General features: G+C 40.5%; 13 protein-coding genes and 1 pseudogene. 9 read left to right on the top strand and 5 right to left on the bottom strand.

Features of this window, described 5'->3' with window-relative positions:
• The 4 genes and pseudogenes from G4420_RS11590 to G4420_RS11575 all read left to right on the top strand — a co-directional run.
• Positions 1-328 (top strand): annotated as a pseudogene (locus G4420_RS11590) (gfo/Idh/MocA family oxidoreductase); the annotation flags it as partial.
• Positions 329-432: 104 nt separating this feature from the next.
• On the top strand, positions 433-2,382 hold the full coding sequence (locus G4420_RS11585; RefSeq protein ID WP_163323795.1) for a glycoside hydrolase family 97 protein: 1,950 nt from the start codon (positions 433-435) through the stop codon (positions 2,380-2,382).
• A gap of 121 nt (positions 2,383-2,503) precedes the next feature.
• A complete protein-coding gene (locus tag G4420_RS11580; protein WP_204273671.1) occupies positions 2,504-3,733 on the top strand; it encodes a glycosyltransferase WbsX family protein in 1,230 nt (409 codons plus the stop codon).
• Positions 3,734-3,750: 17 nt separating this feature from the next.
• Positions 3,751-4,722: a DUF4886 domain-containing protein gene (locus G4420_RS11575; RefSeq protein WP_163323794.1), complete on the top strand. Its 972-nt coding sequence runs from the start codon at positions 3,751-3,753 to the stop codon at positions 4,720-4,722.
• A 120-nt stretch (positions 4,723-4,842) separates the two neighbouring features.
• Here the strand turns inward: G4420_RS11575 and G4420_RS11570 are convergent, their stop codons facing one another.
• The 4 genes from G4420_RS11570 to G4420_RS11555 form a co-directional block, all read right to left on the bottom strand.
• On the bottom strand, positions 4,843-6,297 hold the full coding sequence (locus G4420_RS11570; RefSeq protein WP_163323793.1) for a sialate O-acetylesterase: 1,455 nt from the start codon (positions 6,295-6,297) through the stop codon (positions 4,843-4,845).
• A gap of 129 nt (positions 6,298-6,426) precedes the next feature.
• Positions 6,427-7,491 carry a multiheme c-type cytochrome gene (locus G4420_RS11565; protein WP_163323792.1) on the bottom strand — a complete coding sequence of 355 codons (1,065 nt, stop codon included), beginning with the start codon at positions 7,489-7,491 and terminating at the stop codon, positions 6,427-6,429.
• A gap of 45 nt (positions 7,492-7,536) precedes the next feature.
• Positions 7,537-9,192, bottom strand: a complete 1,656-nt coding sequence (locus G4420_RS11560; protein ID WP_163323791.1) for a GMC oxidoreductase — start codon at positions 9,190-9,192, stop codon at positions 7,537-7,539.
• 17 nt (positions 9,193-9,209) lie between these two features.
• Positions 9,210-9,755, bottom strand: a complete 546-nt coding sequence (locus G4420_RS11555) for a gluconate 2-dehydrogenase subunit 3 family protein (RefSeq protein ID WP_163323790.1) — start codon at positions 9,753-9,755, stop codon at positions 9,210-9,212.
• 214 nt (positions 9,756-9,969) lie between these two features.
• Between G4420_RS11555 and G4420_RS11550 the strand changes: the two genes are divergently transcribed.
• Complete coding sequence (locus G4420_RS11550; protein ID WP_163323789.1) at positions 9,970-11,256, top strand: hypothetical protein; 1,287 nt, start codon at positions 9,970-9,972, stop codon at positions 11,254-11,256.
• A gap of 495 nt (positions 11,257-11,751) precedes the next feature.
• Here the strand turns inward: G4420_RS11550 and G4420_RS11545 are convergent, their stop codons facing one another.
• Entirely contained in the window at positions 11,752-15,783 is a 4,032-nt protein-coding gene (locus G4420_RS11545) for a hybrid sensor histidine kinase/response regulator transcription factor (RefSeq protein ID WP_163323788.1), read from the bottom strand.
• A gap of 216 nt (positions 15,784-15,999) precedes the next feature.
• On the opposite strand from G4420_RS11545, the gene G4420_RS11540 reads away from it, so the two are divergent.
• The 4 genes from G4420_RS11540 to G4420_RS11525 all read left to right on the top strand — a co-directional run bounded on the left by G4420_RS11540 (position 16,000) and on the right by G4420_RS11525 (position 23,272).
• Complete coding sequence (locus G4420_RS11540) at positions 16,000-17,643, top strand: carboxylesterase/lipase family protein (protein WP_163323787.1); 1,644 nt, start codon at positions 16,000-16,002, stop codon at positions 17,641-17,643.
• 139 nt (positions 17,644-17,782) lie between these two features.
• The gene (locus tag G4420_RS11535) at positions 17,783-20,821 is read left to right on the top strand and encodes a SusC/RagA family TonB-linked outer membrane protein (protein WP_204273670.1); all 3,039 of its coding nucleotides are present in this window, start codon (positions 17,783-17,785) and stop codon (positions 20,819-20,821) included.
• A gap of 24 nt (positions 20,822-20,845) precedes the next feature.
• On the top strand, positions 20,846-22,405 hold the full coding sequence (locus tag G4420_RS11530; protein WP_163323786.1) for a RagB/SusD family nutrient uptake outer membrane protein: 1,560 nt from the start codon (positions 20,846-20,848) through the stop codon (positions 22,403-22,405).
• Between the two features lie 39 nt (positions 22,406-22,444).
• The gene (locus tag G4420_RS11525; RefSeq protein WP_163323785.1) at positions 22,445-23,272 is read left to right on the top strand and encodes an alpha/beta hydrolase; all 828 of its coding nucleotides are present in this window, start codon (positions 22,445-22,447) and stop codon (positions 23,270-23,272) included.
• Positions 23,273-23,379 lie beyond the last annotated feature (107 nt).

The following is a 23,379-nucleotide window of genomic DNA, read 5'->3' as shown; positions in this document are numbered from 1 at the left end:
AGGAGGCTCGCACGGAAGTACTTTATCGATACTGCCGTCGAAAAAGGCAGAAAAAGTGAAACAAAACCTACCGGAAGTTCCCAAAAGTCCATCCAGTCATTTCGAAAACTTTGTACTGGCATGTAAAGGCGAAGAGAAAACACGCTCGCCATTTGAAGTTTCCGGGCCGCTAAGCCAGGTATTTGTTTTGGGAACACTGGCGCAACGCCTGAATACCACACTGAAATTTGATCGCGAGAGCAAGCAGATCACAAATAGTTCGCTGGCAAACGATTTACTACAGGGACCAACACCGCGTAAAGGTTGGGAAGAATTCTATCGTTTATAGCAAATTCCATTTTCTAATTTGAAATAAACAATAGAACCAGAATATATGTATATTTCAAACAATTCATTTGTACTATTGAGTAAAAAATCAAAAAAATATCTGACATGAAAAGATTATCTATGCTAATTATCCTAATAGCCTTTGTTCTCTCCCTTTCAGCTAGGGAATACTTAGTTGAATCTCCATCGGGAAAAATACAGGTTAAGGTGAATGTTGACAAAACTGTTACCTACTCGGTGTTGCTAAACGGAAGCACGATTGTTGCACCGTCGCAAATTTTGATGGAATTATACGACGGAACAGTTTGGGGAGTAGACGCCAAAGTGCGCAAAACAAAAACCAACAGCGTATCGCAGGTGCTTACACCGGTTGTTCAACGTAAAAGTGCTACGATAAAAGACGAATACAAAGAGCTGACCTTGTCGTTTAAAGGTTACGCGTTGCAGTTCAGAGCGTACGACGATGGTGCAGCTTACCGCTGGGTGTCGGAGAAAGATGGCGAATACAAAGTGAAAAGCGAGCTGGCTACTTTTACGTTTCCGGCCGACAACAAACTTTGGTTTCCTGAGGAAGAAAGTATGATGACTCACCAGGAACGCGAATATCAGCGCGAAACACTTTCGAAAATTGGCAGCGATCGTTTTGCTTCAACTGGTTTGCTGGTTGACTGCGGAAACGGAGTTAAAACATACATTTCGGAATCGAACCTTATGGATTATGCAGGAATGTATTTACGTGGATGTGATGATAACAAATATGCTTTGATTGGAAAATATCCGGGTGTAGTTCTTGAAACTGAACAAACAAGCGACCGCGATGTAAAACCAACAAAATATGCCGATTATATTGCAGAATGTAACGGCCCGCGCGAATTTCCGTGGCGTGCCATGGTAGTTACCGAAAACGATGGCCAGTTGATTGAGACTGAAATGATCTACAAACTGGCTCCTGAGTGCAAAATTGAAAACGCCGACTGGATTAAGCCGGGAAAAGTTGCCTGGGACTGGTGGAATGCCAATAACATTTACGGCGTTGATTTTGTGGCCGGTGTTAATACCGAAACGTACAAATACTTTATCGATTTTGCTTCGAAATACGGATTGGAATACATCATTCTGGATGAAGGCTGGTATGTGCTTTCTGATATTATGAAGCTGGAAAAAGATGTGGATGTAAAAGAGATTATCGACTACGGAAAAGAAAAAAATGTTGACGTAATTCTTTGGGTAGTTTGGAAAACCATGGATGATAAACTGGAAGAAGCACTTGATCAGTTTCAGGCGTGGGGGGCAAAAGGTATTAAAATGGACTTTATGCAACGCGACGACCAGTGGATGGTAAACTTCTACGAGAAAATTGCCCTCAAATGTGCCGAGCATAACTTGTTGGTTGATTTCCACGGAGCATATAAACCAAGTGGTTTGGACCGTGCATACCCGAACGTAATTTCGTATGAAGGTGTAAAAGGCATGGAAAATATGAAATGGACGAATATACCCGATCCGGAGCACGATGTAACTTTGCCTTTTATTCGTATGGTTGCGGGCCCGATGGACTACACTCCAGGAGCGATGATCAACAAAACTAAACTGAATTTCAATCCGGTATTTAGCGAACCAATGAGCCAGGGAACACGCTGCCACCAGTTGGCTTTGTACCCGGTTTTTGAAAGCCCGCTGCAAATGCTGGCCGATAATCCATCGAACTATTACCGAGAGCCGGGATGTATGGAATTCCTTTCAGAAGTTCCATCGGTTTGGGACGAAACCAAAGTGTTGGAAGCTAAAGTTAGCGACTATGTTGCCGTTGCTCGTCGTTCGGGTGATAAATGGTTTGTTGGAGCTTTAACCGATTGGGATCCTCGTGAAATGGAACTAAAACTTGATTTCCTTGGCAATGGAACGTACACCATGAAAGTGTGGAAAGACGGACTGAACGCTGATAAATATGCTGCTGATTTTGCACAGGAAACTGTTGAAGTAAATTCTGGTTCAAATGTAAAAGTAAAAATGGCTCCCGGTGGTGGCTGGGCGGCTATTATTGAAAAGAAATAAAGTGCTCAGCGATTAAATTGAAAATTCTACCTAATATATAGCAAGGTGGCATTAAAAAGCAAGGTGGCATGTTATTGATGATTTCGTTTGACATTAAAAAAATAACTTTAATCCAAATATTATGAAATTTAAAATGGGTAAGGGCAAAAACTATTTCCTGGTTTTACTTTTTATCTGTTCATCCTTATCATTGTTTTCGTGCACCGAACAACAAAGTGCATCAAAGGAGAATACAGAAAAAACAAACGACGACTACCATGTAGCAGCTTATATCTGGCCATCGTGCCACCACGACGAACGCTTTGGCGATATGTTATGGCCCGAAGGCACCGGCGAGTGGGAGGTAATAAAAAAAGGAGATCCGCGCTTTGAAGGACATTATCAGCCACGCCAGCCGCTTTGGGGGTACGAAATGGACAACGATCCTCATGTAATGGAGAGATGGATTGATGTAGCGACCAGTCATGGTGTAGATATTTTTGTTTTCGACTGGTATTGGTTCGATTGTGGCCCATTTTTGGAAAGCGCTCTCAATGATGGCTTTCTAAAAGCAAAAAACAATTCCGATATGCAGTTTTATATCATGTGGGCCAACCACGATGTGAAACACAATTACTGGAATGTGCACAAGTTTAAAGACGACACATCGCTGCTTTGGGATGGAGCTGTAGATTGGGTCAATTTTAAAATTATCGTCGATAGAGTAATTAAGCAATATTTTAACCAACCTAACTATTTTAAAATCGATGGTAAACCCGTATTTTCCATTTTCAGCATTGACAACTTGCTGGAAGGTTTTGGTGGAAGCGTTGAAGAAGCACGAAAAGCACTCGATTATTTCAGGGAGGAAGTAAAAAAAGCAGGATTTCCTGGGCTGCACATCCAGTGGAACCAAGGAGGAGGCTCCATCATGTCGAAAGAGGCTGCTGATCAATTTTCAGAGAAAGTAACCCAAATGGGTTTCAATAGTGTGGCCATGTACAATATGGGGGGAATGAATGAAGATTATTTAGTTTACGGTGCGAATTCAGTAAAAATCAGAACACAAATGGATTCAATCCTAAACGTACCGTTGTTCCCTTGCGTTTCCATTGGCTGGGATGATACCCCAAGATTTCCCGCAAAAGGTATCCACGATGTTGTACATTACCACAATACGCCCGAGAGTTTTGCAGCCTTACTTTCCAAAGCAAAAAAATATGCCGACAGCCATCCTGAACAGACCAAGCTTATTACCATAAATGCATGGAACGAATGGGTGGAAGGCAGCTACTTGTTGCCCGATATGTTGAACGGGTACGGATATCTCGATGCCGTAAAGAAAGTGATGAAGGGTGAGTTTGATGAATAGAAATTAACAAAATGAAAATGAATTCAATAAAAAATTTAACTTTTAAAAAATTCACAAAACAGATTTTTATAATACTGTTTATTCTCTGTGTGACATCGGTGGCAGGATATTCTGCTAATTCACAACGAGACGAAAAATCAACTGAAATTGCTGACGGTCAGCACTTAATTAAAAAGAACAAGACGATACGCATCTTAGCTATCGGTAACAGTTTCTCCCAGGATGCCGTTGAACAATATTTGTATGAGTTGGCTGAGGCTGAAGGCATTTCCGTAGTGATTGGGAATTTGTATATTGGCGGTTGTTCCTTGACAACACATCTGAAAAATGCAACAAATGACAGTCCCGCTTACGACTATCGGAAAATTGAGAACGGAAGCAAGACCAAGCGGCCAAAAACGAGGTTGGCAGATGCGATAGCCGATGAAAAATGGGATTATATCAGTTTACAGCAAGTGAGCGGTAACTCGGGGCAGTACGAGACTTTTGAAGAATCCTTACCCGGACTTGTTGATTACGTTAAAGCGCACGCAACCAATCGGAAAATGAAATTAATGTTGCATCAAACCTGGGCGTATGCAATGAACTCAACACACACGGCTTTCCCGAGTTACGATAACGACCAGGTAAAGATGTACGAGTCATTGGTAGATGCCATCGACCGCGCTGCCGATTTGGTTGATATTGACATTATCATTCCTTCGGGAACAGCTATTCAAAACGGCCGCACCTCATGTATTGGCGATCATTTTAACCGCGACGGGTACCACCTGGAAACAACTTACGGCCGTTATACTGCGGCTTGTACCTGGTTCGAGAAGATATTTAAGAAAAACGTTACGCGTAATTCTTATGCGCCTGACGGGGTGGACGCATATAAAATTGAAATAGCTAAATATGCTGCACATGCCGCGGTAAAACACCCTGGCGAGGTAACCATTTTAAAGAAATATGAAGCTGTACCCGATGAAGTAGGAATGTTGGAATAAGTAATTTGTTTATGAGAGCTACGTTTTTTTAAATGTTTTGATAAAAGAAAAAGGCCTCGCATTGCGCGGGGCCTTTTTCATCAGAAGTTTCTTCTACTAAGTTCTGTCAGCCACTATTTACTATTCTTTTGCACGGGTTGCATCATCCCAATTGTCGGTTCTGAAAGAAGATGCCGGTAAAAGATTGGCATCATAAAGCGTTCCGTTTATCCAGTTACACCAGGCGTATCTAACAGCAACAGGATTGGGTACTTTATCACTTTTTACCATAAGGAGTTTGTGGTTGATAATCTGCGCATCTGCAGGATAAAACACTTTATCTTCTCCGGCAATCTCAAAGCCTTCCAGCTCTTCGTAAGCAAAAAGCCCGGATTCAGCATTTTTAAATTTCAAGATCAAACCACCGTCTTTTGCTTCCTGACTTTCAAAAATCGGAGACGCATAATCTACGCTTTTATATCCGTAGGTCTGGTTCAGCGCATTGTAGAGCAAACGATCAGCCACCTCTTTCTTTCTCGGGGGATGAATACAATAATCGTCACCAACATCCATCGTAATGGCAATCCCCGAATTCGGAATCAGATCAAGGCAGTGCAACTGCGTTTCGCGAATAAAAGCTGAATTATTCGCATGCTGAAACACTTCGTTGTCGCCATACATAAACGGCGCAATTTGGACGTAGTAAAACGGGAAATCGCCAATTCCCCAGCGCGTACGCCAATCTTTTACCATGGCCGGGAAAAGCTTTTTATAATTCTCCGGTTCGAGGCGGTTTGATTCTCCCTGGTACCACAACGCACCTTTAATAGTGTAAGGAATCAGCGGGCTGATCATCGCGTTAAACAAGGCAGCAGGAATATGATTGGTTCCCTGTGAAATGTCCACGTCATCCAGGTTCACTTCCTGATACTTGCTTATCTCCTCTTTGCTTAACCACGCCTGAACAGAACTACCACCCCACGCGGTGTATATCATTCCTACCGGCACATCCAGAATTTCCTGTAACTGCTGCCCAAAGAAGTAAGCCACAGCACTAAAACCTGCAACATTTGCGGGACTTGCTTCCTGCCATGTACTGTACTTCTCCACATCCTGCAAAGGCGTTTTCGAACCGTTTCTGTCTACGAAAAATAAACGTAAATTAGGGTTGGCAGACTTTGCAATGGCCTCTATCGAACCAAATACAGGTTGCCCATCAAAGCCCTTTACAGGCTGCTGCATATTCGATTGTCCCGAGCACAACCATACTTCGCCAAACAGGATATTTTCCAAAATGATATCCGAGGCTTTACTTTTAATTTTTAGGATTTGAGGTGCTTTGCTATCGGTTGTTTTTACCTCCAAACGCCAGTCACCATTGTTATCGGCTTCAACGTTTATGGCTTTGTTTAACCACGAAGCTTCAATGGTAATCTTTTCGTTAGCATCGGCCCAGCCCCAAAGTTCAACGGTAGTGTTATGTTGCAAAACCATATTCGACGACACAATTGCCGGAAGTTTTATCGCTGCATGCATCTGCTGTGAAAACAGCAAGTTACAGAGTACGATCAGGAAAATAAATTTTAATCTTTTCATTGTTATTCGGTTATTGAATTAATAATTTTTGTTCTATGTTTTTTTATGGTCGCCTGCAAGTTAGCGCCAGTAGAAAGAAATGTAACATATAAAAATAAATCTTATGTATTGTTCATCCTGTAAGTATTGTCAGTTATGAGCCAGAAATTCTTCGCTGTGGCAATCAGTACAACTTACCGAGTGAATGTCGTTTGAGCTATTTCTGTTTTTGTATGAAGTATTCATTTCTTTTACATCTAAATTACAATTAGAGATAGCAGGATGACAGTTGTCGCACGAATTTCGCGAAGCATTGGAATGCGGGGCGTGACAAGCTATACAGCTTAACCCTTCGTGAACGCCTGTTGGTGTGCGGTCGTCTTCAGAGCCTGTTTGATGCTTAAAATTGGGGGAATGACACTGGATACATAATTTACTTGCAGGATCGCCTGCTACCTGAACCGGTTGCTTATTGTTGAACATATCAATCGTCATCAGACGATCTGCCCTAATATGTCCTTTATCTGTTCTTACATACCAGGAGATCATTGTATTTCGCTCTTCTCGTTCATAAGATATTTCTTTTGGATTATCGAGATTGGATGCTCGGCCAAGGACTTCATTGTGTGTATGAACCTGGTGGCACGACAGGCAAGGAATTGTTGAAACTGTAGCTTGATCTTCATTTATTAATTTCCAAACGTCATCTTTATCTATCGGTTCCTGAACTAAGCTTTTAATGGTTCCGTCGTAGAACATTCCATGACATCGCAGGCAATCCCAATATGGAGTTTCCAGACGGTTATGTTCTTCGTTCATAAATATTTCGGCATAATTAACTGAGTGCCCTCCAGATTGCCATTTGGCATATTCAGACATGTGACATTTTGCACATCGCTGCGAAAGCTCAATTACTTGCTGTTCATTCATTTGAATATCATCATGGCTTTTGTCATCTGACCAATGTGTAAAAAGCATATTTGATTTCTCCTTTATGCTGTGAATTCCATTACTAAGGGCTGTTCCATGACATTCGCTACAATGTAAATCCCGGTGAGCTGAAGTCTGCCAAAGCCCTACTGACGGACTAATTTCATGACAACTGGCACAAGTGCGTGAGGGACTGGCTGAATTCCATTGCGAGTAACTTATACTCATACCTATTATTCCGGTAAAAAGAATACTCACAACTATTATCACTTTTTTTACTTTCATTTAAATTAGAGATTTTTAATTTGAACACTGATCCTTGCAGCCATTCTAACCTTTAAATTTAGTGCCAGCAAAGTTTTTAACGATGTAGTTACCAACCCAAAACCCGAGAGCCATAATTGTTAATGCAGGATTAAAACCGCCACCGCTTACCATAATGCTGCCATCGGCAACAAATAAATTGTCGATTTCGTGTATTTGGCCATATCTATTCACAACCGATGTTTTTTTATCGTTTCCCATTCGCGCCGTTCCATTTTGGTGTTGTCCGCCACTTGGGCCACCTCTACCTCCAACGCTTTGCCAGGTTTGAGAAGCCCCTGCCTCGATTAGTATTTCTTCAGCTTTCGAAGAGAGAAACTTACAATGTTTATAATCCAGCGGATGGCGTTCTCCCGACATCGCGGCTACCGGTACACCCCAGTAATCTTTAACTTGTTGGTCAACTGTTACCCGTGACTCAAAAACGGGCATTTCCTGTATCGGGCCAACAACCTGAGCTGTTCTGTGAAACATTTCGCGTTGAAAGGCTTTGTGTTTTTTACCCCAGCGAGCAGAACCCGGTGGACGGATATTTGTAAATAAGTAGGGTAGGCGGTTAAATTCGTTTGCAAGTACGCCTCCGCCAATAATCCCTGAGTTGTTATGGTTGTAATCGCACAAGGCGACTGTAGCTCCTGGTCCTGAGAAATCGAGGATATCGTAATCAAACAAACCAAATGCCCCGGTGTATGCATGTCCCATCAAATTTCTCCCAACCCAGTCGTAATTGTTTCCCGCCCCGTTTGGGAAAAGTTCAGACTTCGAATTTAGAAGCAGGCGGGCAGTCTCTACTGCTGCCCCTGACACTACAACTAAGTCAGCCGTTTGTACCTGTGGTTTGTCGTTATCATCAAAATATTTAACACCTGTAGCCTGGCCCGAATCATTGATCATGATTTCAACAACCTTACTATTCGTACGTATTTCGCAATTTCCAGTGGCCAGCGCAACGGGAATTACTGTGTTTTGTGTTCCGTTTTTTGCATCAACAGGACATGCAAAGCCGCAACAGGTGCGATTTCGAATGCATCCCGTACGGCCATTGTTTGGAACAGAATTACGAAGCATAGGAATAGGGAACGGATGTAAACCCAATCGTTTTGATGCATCATGTAAAACTTGACCTTCCCGGTTATACTCGAAAGGAGGCATCGGCTGTCTCTTCTTCCGGGGAGGAGAGAAGGGATTTTGTGTGTCATCGCCCGATACTCCAATTTCCCATTCTGCTTTTTCGTAATAAGGTTCTAGATCATTATAAGTAATTGGCCAATCCTCCAGGGTTGATCCTTCAACATGTCCGTATGTCGATTTTAACTTGAAATCCTCTTCCATAAAACGCCATGCCATAGCGCCATAACTAACAGTACCTGAGCCAACACAGGCAGCATTGTTGCTGTAACCTCCTGTAATTGGGGTTACAATTTGTTTATTATTTCCGTGAAGCAGAACCCGCGGATTTTTTTTTGGGTCGGGGCCAAATGGAGAGCCCAGGACTTCGGTACGCTGAGAAATCAATTCGTCATTTGGATGTTCATCGTAAACAGGCCATTTGCCACGTTCAAATAAAACGACAGAAAGTCCGTTTACAGCCAGCTCTTTTGCAATTATTCCTCCGCCGGCTCCGGCTCCAACTACAATTGCATTTACGTGTTTATTTTTCATGATAAAGTAAATTCAGATTATGACCTATAGCGGTTTTGCCCAATTACCAGCGGATAGTCGATTCGAAGCATCTCGAAACTCATATAATTTTTATTTCCGCCGTGAATAGGGGAGCCGTAAAAGCCCTGCATTGTATGCGAAAGAATCAGGTTGAAGAATGAAGACGCGTTGCCATCGGGCCAATCTTCCTTTGTTAACTCGCCTGATTCAAGTGAAGTGAGAATATTCGTTTGTTGATCGAATTCAATATTCTCAAAACGCTTTCCAAATGTTTTAGTGCAATAATGTTGGAGGTTTTTTATGCTGTCACGATAAGTTGTTTGATCGTAATGGAAAACTTCAGTAAGTTGTTTGTCGATATAATTGATAATTCCGGCTGAGGTAGCACCGGGAGATTCATCGGCAGGAATAATTTGTTCGCATAATGCAGTGATGCACTTGGCTTCTTCATCCGTAAAAAAACGAAAATTTCCGGGCGATGTTAAACACGACGGAAAAAGTAAAATACTACCGTAAGTAATGCTTGCCGCTTTTATAAAAGTACGGCGGTTGATTGTTGTCATTGATAGGTTATTATTGGTTTTATTCTCAGAATTACAGGTTTTTATATATTCGTTTTGTTTGCTAGCTTTCGAAAATTCCAATGAATTCAGTATACTTTTTTTTGTAGAAGCAAACATTTTCTATTTTTACCTAAATGCAAGAACTTTCAACAATCGAAGTTAGTTATTTCATTGTTTATGCAAAAAATTGTAGCGAAGCAGAATTGAGCATTTTTTGTCATTGGCACAAGTGCTTGTTTTACAGGGATTAGGTTTTATAGATATGGAGTTTGATCTGGATAAAATAAAAAAGATAATTGCAAATAAATATGGTTGGGGGGCACCAACCGACTGGACTAATTTTCATTTTGAGGAATTAAGTCAGGCGATTGAAGCGGAAACAGGAGAGCGAATCAGTAAAGAAACACTCAAGCGGATGTTCGGGAAACGGAAGATGCCAGGTAAAAATTACGTTCCGCAAGCCTATAGCAAGCTAACGCTTTTGAGATTTATCGAAATAATAAGCAAAACAGGAGAATCCAAAAAAAGTAAAAGAAGGATCAGGGATGAAATTCTGAAGTTTCTACTACTGTGCAATAGAAAGCCGTGCTGGATTATTCCTTTTGTTCTTTTTTTATCGATAATTGTAATATTCATTGTCTTTCCCAAAAAATTAGATTATAGCTTTAATTGTGTGAACCCTCAGGATGTATTCCCCTTTACTGAGACATTCAGATATGATGTTTCTGCAGTAAAGGATAGTGTTTTTACCGATTTTGGTAATGGAGAAGAAACCTATCTTCCACGCAATAAGTCAATGATCAATTATTTTTATAAATATCCGGGGAATTATAAGGTGAGGTTTTATACCCGTACGCGAACATTGGATAGTTTAATGGTTTTTGCCTGGAGTGAAGATTGGGTGGCAGGATATCGTCCAAATAAAGAACCAAAAATCTTCAGGTCCTTTAATGATCAGAAATTTTACCGTCAATCCACCAATTTTTATGCAAGTGTTGACGACTTAATGAATGAAGGTGTTGATTTAAAAGAAAACTTTTGGACGGTATATCGATATTTCTTTCCATTTAAGAAAAATCTTGATGAGTTAACACTTGAAACCAGGATCTTGAATAATGCTTCAACCGGAAGCTTAACTTGCTATGATACCGAAATAATGCTTGTTGGCGAATACGGGACAATTGAATTTAAGTTTACCCAGGAAAAGTGTTCCAGATGGGTAAGTTTGAGAGTTTCAGAGAAATTTATTGATGGAAAATACAACGATTTAAGTGTTTTTACGGTGGATATGGCCGAATGGCATAACATCAGGATGACAACCGAAAATCATAATTGTACAATTTATCTTAATGGTGAGGTTATTAATTCTCAGAATTACCAACGTGAGTTGGGGAAGTTTCTGGGGATAGATTATCAGTTTTATGGCAGTGGTAAAATTGATTACGTTACCTTGTCAGATAATGCGGGTAATACCTTTTATTCCAATGACTTTATCCGATAGGTTCTGATGTTAAACAATCTTTTTTTAGTTAATACAATTTATACAACTTGATTGAGTTGCTGAACCCTGCGGGAGATTAAAATTTACTCAACCAACTCCCATAGCACAGAACAAGGACGCGATTTATTTTCTAGTGCGCTAGTTATCAGTGATTTTATTAGCCTCTTTTTCTATTGGTCCCTTTTAGGTAACTCTGTAAATACTTGTTGTTTAATAATTCAAATATCAATTAAAAATACCAAATTTAATTTTTTAAATGAAGCTAATAATCCTAAAATAGGTATTGAAAGTTTTGTTTTTTAATTATTCAATGTGCTTCAGGTCAATTGAGAACTCCAATAAGCTTTTTTCCCTTCTCTATTTTATATTTTATTTTAATTGCACTACTATATAATTGTGAAGCACTAAAGTTAGGTTTTTTTATTACTTGTTTATTGTTGAACTTATTATAGCAGAAAAAGAGTACAAAGCACATAACTACGGTACTCTAATTCTTTAACCATGATAATTCTTAGGCGACACACCAAAGTGCTTCTTGAAACTTACCGAAAAATGTGATGGTGTGCTAAATCCTGTCATATCAGCAATTTCCGAGATATTCATATTCCCCTCGAGAATAAGCTCGGCAGCACGGTTTAACTTGTAGGTTTTAAACAGTGTTCCCGGATTTTCCCCGGTTAAACCTTTTACTTTATAGTAGAATTTTGTCCGCGATATTTTAAGAACTTCTGTCATTCGGTTGATGTTCAGTTCCGAATTCGAAAGTTCATTCTCCATCAGTTTATACAATTCACTCATAAAGTTTTTATCCTGTGGAGTAAGAATATCCTGTTCAATTTTTTCGGTTTTGGTAACGCCAACCAGCATGCGCTGGGTTTTCTTCCGGTTACTCAGCTGCGAATTTATAAGCGCCAGTAAATAATTCGGATCAAACGGTTTGGTAACATAAGCGTCAGCGCCGCTATTTAAGCCTTCTACCTGATTTTCAACCGTGGCTTTTGCAGTAACCAAAATAATGGGAATATGACTGAAAGACAAGCTCTCCTTTACCTGTCGGCTAAAAGCGTAGCCGTCGGTTCCCGGCATAACCACATCGCACAGTATTAAGTCGGGTTCAATTTCGTTTAGTGCTTTATAGGCTGAATCGGCATCAAACTTATAATTCACCTCGTAATGCGGCGATAAAAGTGCTTTCAGATAATGAACAATTTCCGATTCATCGTCGATTATTAAAAGCTTTTGTTTTTGAGTGGTGCTTTCTTTTGAAAACTCATATTTATAGTCGTTTTCAGGAGGATAGGGGATGTATTCATTTTGTCGGGTTTCCGATTCAGGTTGCCTTTCTTCAGGAGAATACGCCTGCTGCGATACCGGAAGAACAAATGTAAATGTTGCTCCGCCTTCGTCGTTATTGCTCGCCTTAATAAAACCATGATGTATTTCCACCAAACGGCGCGAATAATATAGCCCAATTCCTGTTCCCCAGTTGTAATACTCCTTGGTTTGGTTGTTAAGTTGGTAATAACGTTCGAATATTTTTTCCAGTTTATCTTCCGGAATACCTTTGCCCGTATCGCTGATGGCAACTTTTACCCACTGAGTACTGGCATCGTGAACCGTTAACGGGAAAGCATGTTCAATATCTTCGCGCGAAACCACGTCGAAATTTATTCCTATTTTGCCTTTTGGTCCGCAAAATTTTATTGCATTTATAAGAAGGTTCGTCACAATTTTTTCCAGTTTGTCGAGATCGGTCCACATCAGAAATTCATCCTCCAAACCATAGGTGTTTAGATCGATTTCTTTTTCTTTGGCATTCAATTTAAAAATATCGATGGTACGATTTAATCCCGAAATGATATCGATAGATTCCACCTTCAGTTTTAGCGTGTCGTTTTCGAGCTTATTAAAATCCATCAGCTGATTAACCAAACGAAGCATGCGGTTAACACTTCGCTGAATCATGTATATCAACTGTTTCGATTCGTCTTTTATGTTTGTATCGTTACTTAGTATGGTCACCGGGCCGGAAATCATTGTTAAAGGCGTTCGGAATTCGTGAGATAAATTGGCAAAAAAGCTCATATTCATCTTATTCACTTTATGTTCCTGCTCAGTTTCTATCTCTGCTTTTAACGCTTTGTCTTTATTTGTTTTTATTCGACGTTGCATGCGCACCACAAGAACCACGATACATAAAAACAGTATGGTATAAAGCGATATAGCCGGCCAGCTAAACCAGGGGGCCGGTTTAATCTGCACAAAAATCTCGTTTTGGGTTTCCGTAATGGTGTTTTCGTTATTGAATATTTTTACACGAAACGTGTATTTTCCCGCCGGCAAATTAGAATAATAGGCCTGTCGGCTGCTGTTGGCTTCTATCCAGACATTATCGTAACCTACCATTTTGTAGGCATATTTTACCCGTTCGTATTCTCCGTAATCGATAGCTGAAAACGAAATGGTAAAACTATTCTGGTTATGATTTAAAGTTATATCGGGGTTGTACGACAGGTGTTTATCAATACTTCCGCTTTTGGCCGGTTGCTCAATTTTGTTGTGTATTTTAAGGTTTTCGAAAACCAGCGGAATATTCTGTTTATAGTTAATGTCGATTGGGTTGAAAAAGGTTAATCCATGTGTTCCGCCAAAAACCAGTGTATTATCCGAAAGCCGGCAAACACTCTTTTCGTTAAACTGATTTCCTCCAATTCCGTCGATGGCATAATAATTAATAAAGTGTTGGGTAGTTCTGTCGAATTTACTTAGCCCAAACAAAGTGCCAACCCATATGTTCCCGGCTACATCTTCAGTAATACTGCTGATGTCGGTACAGCCAATGCCGTTAATCTGATCAATCGTGTTGTTTTTGGTGGAAAGGCGGTAAACTCCATTGTTTATGGTACCAATCCAAACATCTCCAACTGCATCTTCAAACAAACACACGGGAACAAAAACCGTTTTTTTGATTAGATGTCTGATCGGAATTGCTGTCACTTCCCTCGTGGCTGCATCTATTAACTGCAATTCGTGATTAAACGAAGCAACTAAAATATTTCCCGACGACAGCGTTAGCAGGGCAGGAGTAAAATTGTACTCTTTTCCATACAGGTGATATTGCTCGAAAGCCGTTTCACCTTTGTTAAGGACGAATATCGACTGCTCCTTGCCGCCCAGCCAGATATTACCTTTGGCATCTTCCGTAATCGATAGCAAACCCGTTGGGAAATAGTAATATTTTTTCAGCGCCAGCTTGTCTTTTTCGAGGCGCATTTTTAGCAACATCCAGTCGGATAATACCCAAATCGTGTTATCACTGCCAATAAAAACCTGGCCGGCGGTGTGTTGAAACGAATCCCAGAAGGCATAGATTTCCTGGTTGGTGAAATGTTGAATTTCGTGGTTGTCGTTGCGATAAAGCATAATACCATCTGAACGGGTAACAATCCATAAATTTTTATCGTGGTCGGTTGCCACCGATAGAACCGATTTGCCTTTTAGCTTCGATTGTAAAAACTGGTTGTTGTTAAATCGTTCTTTATAATGATAGATAACTTTATAGCCCTGATCGAAAGAGCCGATCCACAGGTTTTTTTGCGAATCGGTGAAAATGGAAACAATATCAAAATCAGGAGCGTTGAACGGGAATCCGCTTTCCGATTGATGAATAATGGTTTCGGTGAGTTTATTGTATAGGAATATCCCGTCTTTTTGAGTAAGAATCAATACCGACGAATTATTATAAGGATGCATGCGGTAGATAATGGCATCTTTTAAAACCGGATGCTCTGCAATGCCTTTCGGAACTTCAGTATATTTTCCTGTTCGCGTATCGTAAATTTCCAGGCTTTGCCATGACGAGAGCCATAATTTACCATTTTCGTCGAGGTACGAAAAGGTGGTGTACTTATCTCGTTTCAGCTCTTGTTTTAGCTGGTAGTTATGACTATTATAGCATTTTATCAGCGAAGGGGTAACAATCCAGATATTGTTTGATTTATCAACGAAACAGGAGCTTAGTACATTCTGGTAATCCACATCGCGGATAACCGGCTCAAACTTGTTCTGTTCTTCGTTGTACACGCAGATTTCAAAATTTAGATTTAAAAAAAGCTTTCCGTCATTGTCTTCAAAAAAGTACAATGCGTTGCTACTTGAACTTTCAATCGGAATACGGTCAAAACAGTCCTGATCGTTGTATCTGCAAACGCCATCAACAGTTGCTATCCACAGTCGTTTTTTCGAGTCGGTATAAACTTGTTGTATACGGTTGTTTGAAATGCTCAGCGAATCTTCGGTATTAAAATATTGATGATACTCGTTAATATTGAATTTATTCAAGCCCCGAATTGTGCCAATCCAAATATGGCCAAAAGCATCTTCAGCAAAAGAAGAAATATACTGATTGGAGATTTCAGCCGAAACAATAATACCGCTCTCCGTGGGAGATTCTTTAGCAGAATCCGACTCTCCCCGTGCAAGAACTGCAAACGCAAAAAATAGAATTAAAAATAGAGTTCGTTTCATTCAGTCTGATTGTGTTTAGGCCAAAAATAGCAATAAAACCCGTCTCCCTTTCTGATTTTGTGTTATAGGTGCATGCTTTGAATAAAATCAAAAGGATTTGAACAAATACGAAAGTGGATTTGAACAGATAATAAAGCACTTAGGACAAACTGAATAATGATTGAAGGCGGATCTCTGTAGCATTGTAAAGTTAAAATCTGGTAGAACCGATTACTTATGAGACCAATAAAACTAATCATTCAGACTCTTTCTGTATTGTTAATTGTGGCGTGTGCAAAAACACCGGAAAACGAAACAGAAATTACATGTCGGAATACGGTTACTGCATCAAACGATATCGCGGTTGTAGAAACTGAGGCCGGTAAAGTTGCAGGATACCTAGAAGATGGCATTTATAGCTATAAAGGTATTCCATATGCCGAAGCCGAACGATTTATGCCTCCACATGCTCCAAAATCATGGAACGGAATTAGAAGCAGCCGCGCTTATGGCCCGGTTTGCCCGCAGGAAAAAAGACTAGGTTGGTTTTCTGATGAACAGGCTTTTGCTTTTGACTGGGACGATGGTTATGCCGACGAGAATTGTCTGCGTGTAAATGTCTGGACATCGGATGTGAAAGAAAAACGTCCGGTGATGGTTTGGTTACACGGTGGTGGTTATTCGGCCGGATCGGGACAGGAACTTCCTGCCTACGATGGTGCTTCGCTTTGTAAAAAGGGCGATGTAGTTGTTGTTTCACTCAATCACCGTTTAAATGTTTTGGGTTTTCTCGATTTATCAGCTTTTGGCGAAAAATACGCTAAATCAGGAAATGTTGGTTTGCTCGATCTTGTGGCGGCTTTAAAATGGGTGAAAAACAATATTGAACAGTTTGGCGGCGATCCTGAAAACGTTACGATTTTCGGACAATCGGGTGGAGGAGGAAAAGTAAGTACATTAATGGCAACTCCTGCTGCTTCGGGATTGTTCCAAAAAGCGATCGTACAAAGTGGTTCATTATTAACTACTATGGAAGCCAACTATTCCAGAAAAATTGGTGTGGCAACGATGGAAGAACTTGGGCTGAAAGCATCACAAATCGATGAGTTGAGCACCATCCCTTATCAGCAACTTCTTGAAGCAGGAAATAATGCCATCAAAAAAATTGAAGTGGAGGCAAAAAATAATGGTTTCAATTCATTCATTTTTGGTTGGGCTCCAACGGTTGATGGTATTGTGTTGCCCTGGCAACCTGCCGATTCAAAGGCTATCGAGCAATCAAAAGAGATTCCGTTGTTAGTGGGAACCACCCTGCACGAATTTACAGCCAGCACTTACAACCCTTCATTAAGAAATATAAGTATAAGCGGAGCAAAAGAAGCGCTTGAAAAAAAATATGGCGCCAACGTTAATACTTTTCTCGCTGCATTCGAAAAAGCATATCCCACTTACCAGGGAAAAGACCTGCTTGATGTTGATTTTATATTCCGGCCTGCCGCATTAAAACACGCCGCGTTAAAATACACGCAACAAGGAGCTCCTGTGTACACTTACCTTTTTACCTGGGAATCTCCGGTTTTAGATGGTATGTTCCGCTCAACACATTGTATGGAGTTACCCTTTGTATTCGACAATATATCACGCTGTAAAAAAATGACAGGCGGAGGAAAAGCAGCCTACCAACTGGCCGATAAAATGAGTTCGGCCTGGATAAGTTTTGCAAAAAACGGAAATCCAAACACAGGAAAATTACCTCACTGGGAACCTTATTCTATTCAGAAAGGCGCTACAATGCTTTTTAATGAGGATTGCGAAGTTGTATACAATCACGATAAAGAACTAATGGAAGTGGTGAACTCATTTCCAATAACACAGAACTAATACAAGAAACTAATAAAGAGAACTATTCAAATTTATAGTAACTAAAATTTAAATTATGAGGAATTACAACGTAAGCTCCGTACGATCTTTACTAAAATCGTATCGGCTTTTATCTAAAATGCTAATCATTGGTTTTTTAATGATTTCCACATTAGCATTTTCGCAAACAAATCTAGAGGTGTCAGGAACTGTGGCAGATAGCGGCGGGGAATTGTTACCCGGTGTTACAGTTGTTGTTAAGGGTACAACAAATGGTACCATTACCGATATAGACGGAAACTATTCACTTAAAAATGTACCTTCTGATGGAACGTTAATGTTTTCATTTATTGGAATGAATTCGATAGATGTTGCGGTTAACGGTCAAACCAGCATTAGTGTAACACTCGAGAGCGCCAACATTGCCATCGAAGAGGTTGTTGCAGTTGGTTATGGTGTTCAGAAAAAAAGCTCGGTTACCGGTGCCATTTCGCAGGTAAAATCTGAAGACATGGAGAACCGGACCATTACGAACCCACTTCAGGCAATTTCAGGTAAAACAGCCGGTACACAGGTTTATTCAAACTCTGCAGCACCTGGTAGTTCACCAACTATCCGAATCAGGGGTATCAACTCCAATAACTCAAGTGATCCTTTGTACGTAGTTGACGGACGTATTGCTTCGTCGATTGCAGGTATCGAGCCAAACGATATCGAGAGTATGGAAATTTTAAAAGATGCTGCATCGGCAGCTATTTATGGTGCACAAGCCGGTAACGGTGTTGTACTTATTACTACCAAAAAAGGTAAAAAAGGTACAGGTACACTTTCTTACGATTTCCAATACACCATTCAAAGTATTGGCAAAACGCCTCACGTAATGAACTCGGAACAATTTATTGATTACTGGACCGAAGCAGGTAAATTCAGCATGGATCGTGTTTACCAATATTGGGATTTCGAGCAAAATACCGATTGGGTGAACGAAATTTTCGAGTCGTCGGTAATGCAGCGTCATAACATTAGTTTCCAGGGTGGTAACGAAAAAGGAAGTTACTATTTGTCGGGAAGTATTTTGGATAACAACGGTATGGTATTTGGCGATGCCGATACATACAAACGTTACACCGGTATGATTAATACCAACTACCACATTAAATCCTGGTTAGAAGTTGGTACCAACAATCAGTTGGAATACTACGAAAGAAGATCGGTTTCGGAAGGTTCAGAATATGGTTCGCTTATTTTGAGTACACTACAACTCGATCCGATGACAGCGGTAACATACACCGAAGACAATATGCCGGACAATATGTCGACTGCTTTGGCAAATTACAGAGCCAATGGTGTTGGTGAATTACTGAGCGATGGAAACGGTAACTATTACAGTGTTTCGCCATTCCTTACCAGCGAAAACCTCAACCCTTTAATTATGAGGGATAATTCTTATTCGAAAAGTGCAGGTTTTAACATTAACGGAACAGCTTTCTTAAATCTGAAACCAATTGAAGGATTGGTTGCTACATCGCGTTTTTCGTACCTGCTAAGCGCCGGCGAAAGTTATGGTTATTCACATGATTATTACGCGAACGCAATGTCGTATCAGAACTTTATGTCGTTAAGCGCATCAAGCTCCAACAATATCCGTATTCAGTGGGAGAATTTTGCTACCTATAACCGTTCTTTCGGTGAGCACAATTTATCGGCAATGGTTGGTACATCGTTTACCAAGATGCGTTCGTTTGGTGTTTCGGGAAGCAAAACCGGTACCGACGATAATTTGGGTGTGCTTCGTGATGACCCACGTTATTACTACTTTGGCTATGCAACTTCGGAAGCGATTAAAGATGTTAATGGTGGCCAACCTACCATTCGCACTCAAAACGCATATTTCGGACGTTTGGGCTACAACTACAAAGAAAAATACCTGGCAGAAATTGTAATGCGTACTGATGCTTTCGACTCGGCTTACCTTCCTGTTGACAATCGTTGGGGATATTTCCCCGGAGGTTCGTTTGGTTGGGTAGTTTCTAAAGAATCGTTTATGCAGGATGCTTCATCGTGGATCGACTTTTTGAAATTGCGCGCCAGCTGGGGACAAAACGGTTCTTTGGCCGGTTTGGGTAGTTATGCTTACCGTACTTCGGTAACCAGCACCGGAAGTTATCCATTTAGTTCTTCTCCTTTGTACTCTGTTGGTTACAAGCCTTCAACAACAGGTAACGAAGAGTTAAAATGGGAAACTGCAGAACAAACCGACTTAGGTATTGACGCCCGTTTCCTTGAAAGCAGATTATCGTTGACTTTTGATTATTTCAATAAAAAAACTAAAGACCTTATTGTAACAGGAATTACACCTTCTACAATTGTGGGTAACACAGCTTCGCCAATCAACGCAGGTAACATCGAGAACAAAGGTTTTGAGCTGGAACTTGGCTGGAAAGATATGAAAGGTGATTTCTCTTACGATGTTCGCGGTAATATCTCGTCGATTAAAAATGAGGTTACCAATATTCACGAATCGTTGGATTATATTGCCGGAGCAGGTTTCCATACAACAAGTGGTATCACTCGTTTCGAGGTGGGAAAACCGGCATGGTACTTCTATGGTTACGAATTCCAGGGTATCGATGCAGCTACCGGAGATCCGGTTTTTGTTGATCAGAATGATGATCAGATCATTAACGACGATGATAAAGTTGATTTAGGTAAAGGTATTCCTGATCTTACTTATGGTATTACTTTAACTGCCGCTTATAAAGGATTCGACGCAATTGTATTCGGACAGGGTTCATATGGAAACGACATCTATACTTGTTTGAACCGTACTGATTATGCAGTAAACAGCCTGACTTATTTTACTGAAGACAGATGGACAACTGAGAATACAAACGGAATCAGACCTCGCGCAGGTGCTAACGATATGGACAAATATTACACTTCGTCGGCTTCGGTTTTCGATGGCTCTTATTTCAAAATCAAACAAATTCAATTGGGATACACACTTCCGGGCTCACTCCTCAACAAAATGGGATTGAAAAAGCTGAGAGTTTATGCTTCGTTGGAAGACTACTTCACTTTTACCAAATACATTGGTTTCGATCCTGAAGTTACCGGTGTTGGAAACTCACTGGGAGTGGATAAAGGAAGTTATCCGAACTCAAAGAAAATCATCTTTGGTTTTAATGTGTCATTCTAATCTTAACCAAAAATTCGAATAAAAATGAAACGAATAACAATAATATATTTAGCAGTCGTGGCGATGGTGTTTACTACGCTATCGTGCCAGGACGACTTGGAGATTGAACAAAAAGGAGCCATCAGTCTGGAAGAATATTATGGTTCTGACGAAAGTGCCGAGGGTGCAGTTACAGCTATTTATAGTGAACTCATCGGTATGCAGTACAATTATAAATTCCTGAAAAACATTTGCTCCGATGATATTTGGGCAGGTGGTGCCGACCGTGGTGATAATAACGAACTGGAGAAAATGAACGAATTCACCTTCAGTGCCGAGCATGGTTTCCTTTCGGGTTGTTTTCAGAGTTACTACAACATTATTTACAATGCCAATATTGTAATGCAATACATTCAGCCTGATACAGATGTTAAAAAGCAAATGATTGCTGAAGCGAGAGTATTTCGCGCTTTTGCATACATCGATCTTATCTCGTTGTGGGGAACTCCACCACTTGTTGATCATCCGCTTGAGCCTTCTGAATATCAAATGGCAAATGGCGACCCTGCTGAATTGTGGGCCTTTGTTGAACAAGATTTAACTGAAGCTATTTCATCGGGTAGTTTGGTTGAAAAATCAGGTGTTAGCGATAATACAGTTTACCGTGTGACCAAACAATTCGCGCAGACTTTACTGGGTAAAGCTTACCTGTATCAGGAAAAATACTCAGAAGCAGCCTCTGCATTCGAGTCAGTAATTAATTCTAATCTTTATGCACTTTACGATGGTGAATATGAAGATATCCTGTTGTTCAGTAACAAAAATAACAGCGAGTCGATGTTTGAGTGTAACCGTGTTGTTGACGAAAACAATGTGTTTAACAACTTCGATTTCTGGCATTTAATGATTCACTGGCGTACCGACCGTTTTACAAATACACCGGTAACGACATTAGGATTGGCCGACCTGGGTTGGGGATTCTGTGCACCACAAAAAGCACTGTATGACGCTTTTGTAGCCGAAGAAGGTGCTGATGGTTATCGTTTGAATCAGAGTTTGAAAACTTACGAACAGGTTCAGGATATGGGAGTTAGTCTGGATGCAGGTAAAACCATCATCAACGAAGGTTATTTCTTCTGGAAAAACCGAATCACAAAAGACGGAGTACCAGCAGCGGGTTATAATTACACTTGGGATAACAACTTAAGACTTATACGCTATGCTGATGTATTATTGATGGCATCAGAAGCTAACTTGTTGGCAGGAAACCAAAGCAAAGCCGATACTTACTTGAATGTGGTTCGGACACGCGCTAAACTAGGTAATAAAACTGCATCAATGGACGCCATTAAAACAGAACGCCGTTTGGAGCTCTGTATGGAAGATGTTCGTTACCAGGATTTAATTCGCTGGGGTGATGCAAAATCATTCTTATCGGCACAAGGACAAACATACCCGGTTATGTCGTCAAACGGTATTATTTCATACAAATCTACCGGAAACAGCGAAGGAAAATATGGTTTCCAGGACAGGAACTATTTGTTCCCATTCCCGTCAACCGAAATTCAGTTAAACAAAAATATTGTTCAAAATACAGGTTGGTAATCACAGGATTTTATGCAGGATCTTAAATAGAACAACAAAATGAATCAGGTAAAACATAACATATTCTTACTGGCAACATGCTTCATTCTGATATTGACAGCATGTAGCGAAGATGATGAACCTGAAGTGGTAATAACCGACAATGTTAGTATGCTAATTGATAAGACGATAAGCAGTACAGTATTAAGTCAAACCATGAAGTATAACATTATATTACCCAACGATTACTATACGAATCCCGAACGGTATTATCCTGTATTATATCTTTTTCACGGGATGGGTGGCAATAACCGCGATTGGGCACTCCAGGGCAATGCACGACTGATTTTGCAGAATGCATTTAAAAACGGAGTTACAGCACCAATGATTGTGGTTATGCCCGATGCATTCAATACTTTTTATGTCGACGGCTATCAAAACGGGTTAAAATACGAGACCTACTTTTGGGAGGAGTTTTTACCCTTTATTGAAAGCGAATACCGTGTTACTGCTTCACGCGATACACGTTTTATTGCCGGTTTGTCGATGGGAGGTTTTGGAGCTTCGTATTATGCATTTACCTATCCTGATAAATTTAAGTATTGTTATTCGATGAGTGGAGCTGTAGAGGGTGTTGGTGCTGCCACTACTCCTTCAATTGCCGCTATAATTACGGCATACGATTCATTTAACGATTTACCGGCTTACACCATGGATTGCGGAACTTCCGACCCGTTGGTTTTTAGTTCAAATCAATCGGTACATGCAAAATTGCTTGATGCTGGGTTTGACCACGAGTATATCGAACGCGAAGGAACGCACGACTGGGTATTCTGGGAAAAAGCGCTGGAAATGGCTTTGGAACGCATCGGACAATACACCAACTAATTAGAACTAAAAAATTAAAAAATAAAACATATGAAATGAGCATGTAAGTTAATTCACTCTTTTGAGGATGACTTTAAATCATGCGAATTCCATATGATACCATTTAA

This window comes from Draconibacterium mangrovi (assembly GCF_010586825.1).
In the GTDB taxonomy this organism is placed as follows: Bacteria; Bacteroidota; Bacteroidia; order Bacteroidales; family Prolixibacteraceae; genus Draconibacterium; species Draconibacterium mangrovi.
The sequence above is the reverse complement of the archived record's forward strand: the minus strand, read 5'-3'. Positions and strand labels throughout refer to the sequence as shown.